This is a genomic window from Frankia tisae, assembly GCF_025403405.1.
Classification (GTDB): Bacteria; Actinomycetota; Actinomycetes; order Frankiales; family Frankiaceae; genus Frankia; species Frankia tisai.
On the sequence record NZ_JANEZT010000360.1, the window covers coordinates 1 to 6726 of the forward strand.

Consider the following 6726-nt stretch of genomic DNA (forward strand, 5'->3'; position numbering starts at 1 on the left):
GGGGGACACGGGCCGCACCGGCATCGTGTTCGTCGACCTGGACAGCTTCAAGGCGGTCAACGACACCTACGGGCATCTGGCCGGCGACGTGCTACTGCGCGCGGTCGCGGGCCGGCTACGCGCCGCGGTGCGACCGTGCGACGTGGTCGCCCGCCTCGCCGGCGACGAGTTCGCCGTGCTCTGCACGCGGATCGAGTCCGTCGACACGGTGGAGCGGGTCGCCGCGCGGGTCCTGGCCTCCCTGGCCGAGCCGGTGGCGATCGACGGCATCACCGTCACCATTACCGCCAGCGCCGGGGTGGCGGTCTCCGGGCCCGGCCTCACCGACCCCGATCGCCTGCTCAACGCCTCGGACATCGCGATGTACGCCGCCAAGCGCGCCGGCGCCGGGCGCTGCGTCGTCCACCAGGACTGGATGCGCCTGAGCGCGGGTCGGACACCCGCGCCTCCCGGGTAGGAAGACGACGCGCGAACGGACGACGCGGGAACAGATCAGCAGGCCGTCCGGATCAGGCCGGGAGACGGATCGAGGAAGGGTGTGCGCCGATGTGCCGACTTTTCGGGCTGACCGGGGCCCCGCGACGGACCCGGGCCACGTTCTGGCTGCTCGACGCCCCGGACAGCCTCGACGAGCAGAGCCACCGCAACCCGGACGGCACCGGTCTGGGTTACTTCGACGAAGACGGCCGGGCGGAGCTGTTCCGCCAGCCGATCGCCGCCTGGGAGGACCGCCGGTTCGCCGCCCGGGCGCGCCAGGCGCGGTCGACGACGTTCGTCGCCCACGTCCGGCACGCCTCCACCGGCGGGCTCACCTCGCGCAACACCCATCCGTTCCGCCAGGACGGCCGGCTGTTCGCGCACAACGGGGTGATCGAGGGCCTCGACGTGCTGCAGGCGCATCTCGGCGCCGCGATGGCGCGGGTGGCCGGCGACACCGACTCGGAGCGGTTCTTCGCTCTGATCACCCGGGAGATCGACGCCGCCGGCGGTGACGTCGGGCGCGGGATCACCGCCGCCGTCCGCTGGGTGGCCGCCAACCTGCCGGTTTACAGCATCAACCTGGTCCTGATCACCGCCGGGGACCTGTGGGCGCTGCGATACCCGGACACCAACCGCCTGTTCCTGTTGGACCGGCCCGCCGGCGGCCAGCCGCTGCGGCACAGCGACGCCGCCGGGGCGACGCGGGTGCACGCCGACGAGCTGGCGAGCGCGCCCGCCGTCGTCGTCGCGAGTGAACCCATGGACGATCATCCCGACTGGCGCCCGCTGCGCTCCGGTGAACTCCTCCACGTCGGCGTCGGCGGGCAGGTCACCTCGGTGACCGTCCTGCCCGATCCCCCGGCGCACCCGCTGACCCTCGCCGACCTGCGCCCCGAGGCGGCGACCTCGCAGCAGCCCCACTGACCCGCCGCCGGGCCGGGGGCGAAAGCCGCCCGCCCAGCCCGGCACGCCGCACACCTGCGGGCCCGAGCCCTCACGTCGCCGCCTCACCGACGGATCTCCATCGCATTCGACCGAACCCGGGGCACGGGCCAATCGTGCACGGACGAGTGCAGCCGCGGCTGTCCCGTGGGTGAATCGCGAGGCGCTTTCATGCCCGGCCCCGCGCCCCAGGACGACACCCCTCCAGAGATTTCACAACTATCCATCAAGATAGACTCAACGTCGGGGTGATGGTCAATCAAATAGGTGCCAATCACCCACGAGTCACATCGATGCACGCCTTCGACCCACGGCCTCGCCACCCCTTTACCGAGGGACGCCGAAAAAGCAAGGGGGTGTCCACCCCATTGCCGAAGGGCGCCAGCCTGAGAGACTCAAGAAAGGGGAATTCACCAAGCCATGGAGGCCATGTGACGCTAAACGGCTCATCCTTCTTCGTCGGCCCGGACGCCGAGCCGGACAAGTACCGGCTCCGGCGGCGGTTCGGCGGCGGGGGCGAGGCTGAGCTGTGGGAGGCCGACCTTGCTCTCGCCGGGGAGCGCGAGCGAGTAGCGGTGAAAATACTTCATGATCACCACGCGCCGGACCTTAATACCTGGCGTGACCGGTGGTCTGACCAGGTAGAACTGCTGCGGCTGATTCGGCATCCTTCCGTTGTCGGCGTGCACTGCCAGTTCGAGGGCCAGCGGATGCACCCCGCGGGCCAGCGGGAGACCCCGCGGGCGCTCTACCTGGTGATGAACTGGGTCGACGGGGAGGACCTGCGGGACTGGGTGCCGGGACACCTCGGCCTGGAGCACCGTGCGGGCGCGCTACGCCACCTCGGCCAGATCGGGGAGGTGCTCGACTGGCTGCACAGCGGACGCGCAACACCCTCCGGCAGGCCGGTGGTGCACGGCGACATCAGCCCATCGAACATCGTCATCAACTCCGACGGGCAGGCCATCCTGGTCGACTTCGGGCTGTTCCGGTTGGCCAGGCACAGCACGGCCGCGCCTGCCGGAACCCGCGGTTACTGGGCACCCGAGGTGCTGCAGCAGGGGCACTACAGCCCGGCGTCCGACCGCTTCGCCTTCGGCGGGCTGACCCACTACCTCCTGACCGGAACTCCGCCGCCCGAGAGCGCCGAGGAGAGGCGGGAGTTCTTCGGCGAACTCGTCGGGACCGAGCACGATCGGGTCGACGACCTTCTCCTGATCTTCCACGACGATCCGCAGCGGCGACCGCCGGCCGGGGAGTGGGCGCGTCTGCTGCGTCTGCACACCTCGACGGCGGCTCCGGCGTCCACCTCCATGCCGCCGCAGGCGCCGGGGCAGGCCCCGCCGCGGTCGCCCGCGCCGGGTCCGGCCGCGGCCGGACGGCACGGCCAAGCCGCGCCAGCCACGCCGTCGGCACGTTCACCCACACGGTCGACCGCCCTGCTCGCCGGGGCGCTGGCCGCCCTCATCGCCACCGTCGCCGTGCTCATCACGTTCTCCCTGCGCAATCCGCCCTCCGCCGAGACCGCCGGTGCCAATGCCATCCACTCCCCCTCCTCTCCGAACGTGACCCCCGCCCCGGGGGCGACCGCTCTGAAATCGGCTGCACCGACCGGGCCGAATTCGACAACAGGGCCGGTTCCAAGCGAAACGCCAAGCTCCAGTGCAGGTCCGCTCGGACAGGGTCCCTCGACGCCACTTTGGCTCAACGACGCGGTCACGAGCACAGGTATTAACTCTGGCTCTATCCGAGTGGACGACCAATCATATTCGGATATCCTGCTCTCCAATCTGGGCTACTACAACACCGTAATGATTCAGTTCAACACGCTCGGCAAATATTCCCGAGTAGAAGCTAAATTTGGACTCGACGACAACAATCCGGATGCAGAGATGCAGATAACTGTAAGCCTTTCTGCCATGTGGGATAACTCTCCAGATTGGCACCCTGTCAGGTCCGCAACGGTAGGAAGCTATCACGTGGGCACCCTGGCGGACAATATTCGAGGCGCTAACCGCATCCGCTTCGATTTGTCTCCCTCAAGCTACTCCAGCGACGACCAGGCGGGAATCCTATCACTGATGTTGTTCGAGTAGATTTGATGCGCCCGCGGCGTACGTCTAACCACTTACTGGTCGACTATGATCAGGAGCACCGCAGAGTCGAACCGGGCGGCCGGTGCGTGTTCGGGCGGGATCGGGTATGCGATATCCAGCTCGACCCCGCCGACACCGGCATCAGTCGGGTGGCCGGCTGCGTGGAGCAGGTCGGGCAGATCTGGACCGTGACGAACCTCAGCCGTAAACGCGCGCTGCACGTCGTCGACCCGTTCGGGTTTGCCCTACCGCTGCCCGTCGCCCTCGATGGCGGGCCGGCCAGCCGGCGGGCCGTCGACCACCCAGCCCTCACCGTGCTCGTCCCGGGCGGCCTGTGGACCTATGGACTGCGGCTGACCCAGCCGGACACCACGACCGACGTCGCGCCGCGCGTGCTGCCGGCGGATCCGATCAGCACAGTGACCCAGGCGCCCCGTCTGACTGACCGCCGACGCGAGGTGATGGTGGCGCTCGCCCGCGGTTACCTACGTCCCTATCCGCATTACGACCCGCGACCGAGGAGCTATCAGGAGGTTGCTGATCTCCTCGGCCTGACCGGCCGTGTCGTCAGCAAACGCATCGAGCATGTCCGGGACGAGCTGGTCGCCGCGGGCGTCCAGGGCCTGGATCGGACGACGGACGCCCGACGGCCGTTGTGCGAATGGCTGCTCGCGATGCGGCTGATCGGTCCGGCCGACCTCGACTGGCTGGCGCCGCGCCTGGAAACCCGCCGCGCCGCGCGAACAACACGGAACGGATGACCGAGATGAGCAGGAGTCGCATCGCCCTTGTCGTCATCGGAACGCTCGTCGTCACATATCTTCTCGGCGAATTCGCCGATGTGGTCGGCGCGCTGACGAGACCCGACCTCATGGCGTCCGAGCACCTCAGTTCCCGCAGGATAATGGTCACGGTTCCGTTGGCCGTGGCTTCGATGCTGGCGGTGACGTGGAACCTCATTCCACGGCGGCGGGCCTCGGTGGGCACTCTCCTCACCATGATCCTCGCCGCGCTGGGTCTCGTCGGCGCTGTGCCGGTGGTGCTGGCCGATCTGCTCGGTGGATTCGAGGAGGGTGCGATCTGGATTTTCTGGGTCGCCGTCATGGTCGTGGTGGCGACGGCTCTGCGACGCCAACTCGCCGCCGCGCCGACCCGTCGGCCCTCCTCGGGTCGGCTTCGTCGGATCCTAACGACCGTCCTGCCGGACATCCCCCGTCGCCCGTTTCCGCAGACGCCGCGGGCCGCCGGCCGGCCTGGGGTGTCTCACCAGCAGCCGTGGCACTGGACCCCGCCCCAGGCAGGCCTGGGTGCCGGCTGGATACCGCCTGTTCCCCTGGGCGCCAGGGCTCCGGGGCATCCCGGTCCGAACCGCCGTGGCGGGGTGGGCCCGTCGCTGGGCAGCCGCCGAGAGCACCCGGCCGGACCAGCGGGCACCGCGTGGCCTTGGCCCTCTCGTCCCGCCTCGCCCACCGAGCAGGCCAAGCCCCCTGCGCAGGGCCTCGCATCGCCGGTTCAGAACCCGCGGCAGGGCCCACCAACCCGTGAGGCCGGCGACGGGCGAGGGCCCGCAACCGGGGCGGTCCCGGCGTCAGCGGTCTTCAGGCCCGCGCTTCACGACCAGGTCACACGGGTTGCCGAAGTCGCCGCGGGCCGCCTGGCGGAACCGCTGCAGGCCTGGCTCACCCAGCAGTACGGCGAGGGCTGGCTGGCGACGGTGAACGACAACCGACGCAAGGCCGGCAAGCCAGCGGGCCGCGATCTGCGCGACTACCGGTTCTGCCTGGCGATCCTCGGGCACGATCCCGTAGTCCAAGGCTGGCTGAACGAGACCCGGCGGCGGCAGGCACGCCAGTTGAACGGACTTGCGAACAGCGCCGCGCACCGCAGGACGATGACCGAGTCCGATCTGGCCAGAGCCCGCGCGCTGGCCGACGACCTCGTCCGAGGCGTTCTCCACACCCCCGGAGCCACCCCGGTGTGACCGTCCAATCACCACTCTCGCTTTCTCCCGCCCTGGCCGGTGCGGGACCACACCCGCCCATCGAGATAGTTCTCTTCGATGACCTAGTGCACTATGATGCCCGTCACGGATGCCGGGTTCATCGTGGACGAGGGAGAACGGCGTGACAGAGAGCACCTCCGGCGGCGGACAGGCCGGGCCAGCCGACCAGGGACCCCTGGCAGGGCTGCGCGTCATCGACCTGTCGGGCAGCCTGCCCGGGGCGCTGGCGACGTTGTTCCTCGCCGACGCCGGGGCCGATGTGGTGCTGGTCGAGCCGCCCGGCGGCAGCGCACTGCGCCGGCGGGTCGACTGGCCGGCCCTCGGCCGCGGCCGGCGCAGCGTCGTGCTCGACCTGCGCGCCGACGGCGGCCGCGACGAGCTCGACGCCCTGCTCGCCGACGCCGACGTCCTGGTCACCACGTACCGGCCGGCGACGCTCGCGGCGCTGCGGCTGACCGCCGCCGACCTCGCCGCGGCCCACCCGCGGCTGGTCAGCGCGTCGATCACCGGCTTCGGGCCGGCCGGGCCGTGGCGCGACCTGCCCGGCTACGAGGGGCTGGTGCTGGCCAAGCTCGGCGTCTTCCACGTCAAGGAGGCGATCACGGCCCGGCGCGGGCCGGCGTACGTGTCGGTGCCGTTCGCCTCCTGGGGCGCGGCGCACACCGCCGTGCACGGCATCCTCGCCGCGCTGCTCGAACGCGACGCCAGCGGGCTGGGCCAGCACGTCGAGGCCGACCTCGCCCGCGGCGTCGGCGCCCTGGACACCTGGAACTTCTACACCGAGATCGTCGGCATCCGCTGGCCCGAGGCGTTCACCGTCGTCAACGCGTTCAACGCCGCCGGGGAGGTCCAGGGGCCGCTGGTGTACCCGCTGCTGACCGCGCCGACGAAGGATGGCACCTGGCTGCAGTTCGCGCAGGTCGAGCCGCGGCTGTTCGTCGCGTTGATGCGGGAGTTAGGCCTGGCGGAGGTGTTCACCGACCCGAAGTGGGCCGGCATCCCCGCCCTGCCGACGCAGGAGCTGCGCACCGAGCTGTGGGAGTTGATGATCGAACGCGTCGGGCAGCGGACCCTCGCCGAATGGGAGGAGGTCTTCGCCACGAACGGCGACATCTCCGCCGAACCGTTCCGCCGGGGCTCCGACGCGCTGGCCCACCCCCAGGTCGTCCACGAGGGGCGCCGCGTCACCGTCACCGACCCCGAGGT

Annotated in this window: 6 protein-coding genes; all 6 read left to right on the forward strand. The window is 70.4% G+C overall.

What is annotated here, in order from left to right:
• Positions 1-457: GGDEF domain-containing protein (locus NBZ85_RS25405; protein WP_261562729.1), on the forward strand; the 457-nt coding region annotated here is incomplete at its 5' end.
• A gap of 89 nt (positions 458-546) precedes the next feature.
• Positions 547-1404 carry a class II glutamine amidotransferase gene (locus tag NBZ85_RS25410; RefSeq protein WP_261559513.1) on the forward strand — a complete coding sequence of 286 codons (858 nt, stop codon included), beginning with the start codon at positions 547-549 and terminating at the stop codon, positions 1402-1404.
• A gap of 449 nt (positions 1405-1853) precedes the next feature.
• Positions 1854-3518: a serine/threonine protein kinase gene (locus NBZ85_RS25415; protein WP_261559512.1), complete on the forward strand. Its 1665-nt coding sequence runs from the start codon at positions 1854-1856 to the stop codon at positions 3516-3518.
• An 86-nt stretch (positions 3519-3604) separates the two neighbouring features.
• Positions 3605-4279 carry a helix-turn-helix domain-containing protein gene (locus NBZ85_RS25420; RefSeq protein ID WP_261559511.1) on the forward strand — a complete coding sequence of 225 codons (675 nt, stop codon included), beginning with the start codon at positions 3605-3607 and terminating at the stop codon, positions 4277-4279.
• Positions 4280-4284: 5 nt separating this feature from the next.
• Positions 4285-5499, forward strand: a complete 1215-nt coding sequence (locus tag NBZ85_RS25425; RefSeq protein WP_261559510.1) for a hypothetical protein — start codon at positions 4285-4287, stop codon at positions 5497-5499.
• A gap of 142 nt (positions 5500-5641) precedes the next feature.
• Positions 5642-6726: CaiB/BaiF CoA transferase family protein (locus NBZ85_RS25430; protein WP_261562730.1), on the forward strand; the 1085-nt coding region annotated here is incomplete at its 3' end.

What these genes read in the sequence shown, in the direction of transcription:
- NBZ85_RS25410 (WP_261559513.1), top strand. Translation starts at nt 547, where the DNA reads ATGTGCCGACTTTTCGGGCTGACCGGGGCCCCGCGACGGACCCGGGCC.
- NBZ85_RS25425 (WP_261559510.1), top strand. Translation starts at nt 4,285, where the DNA reads ATGAGCAGGAGTCGCATCGCCCTTGTCGTCATCGGAACGCTCGTCGTC.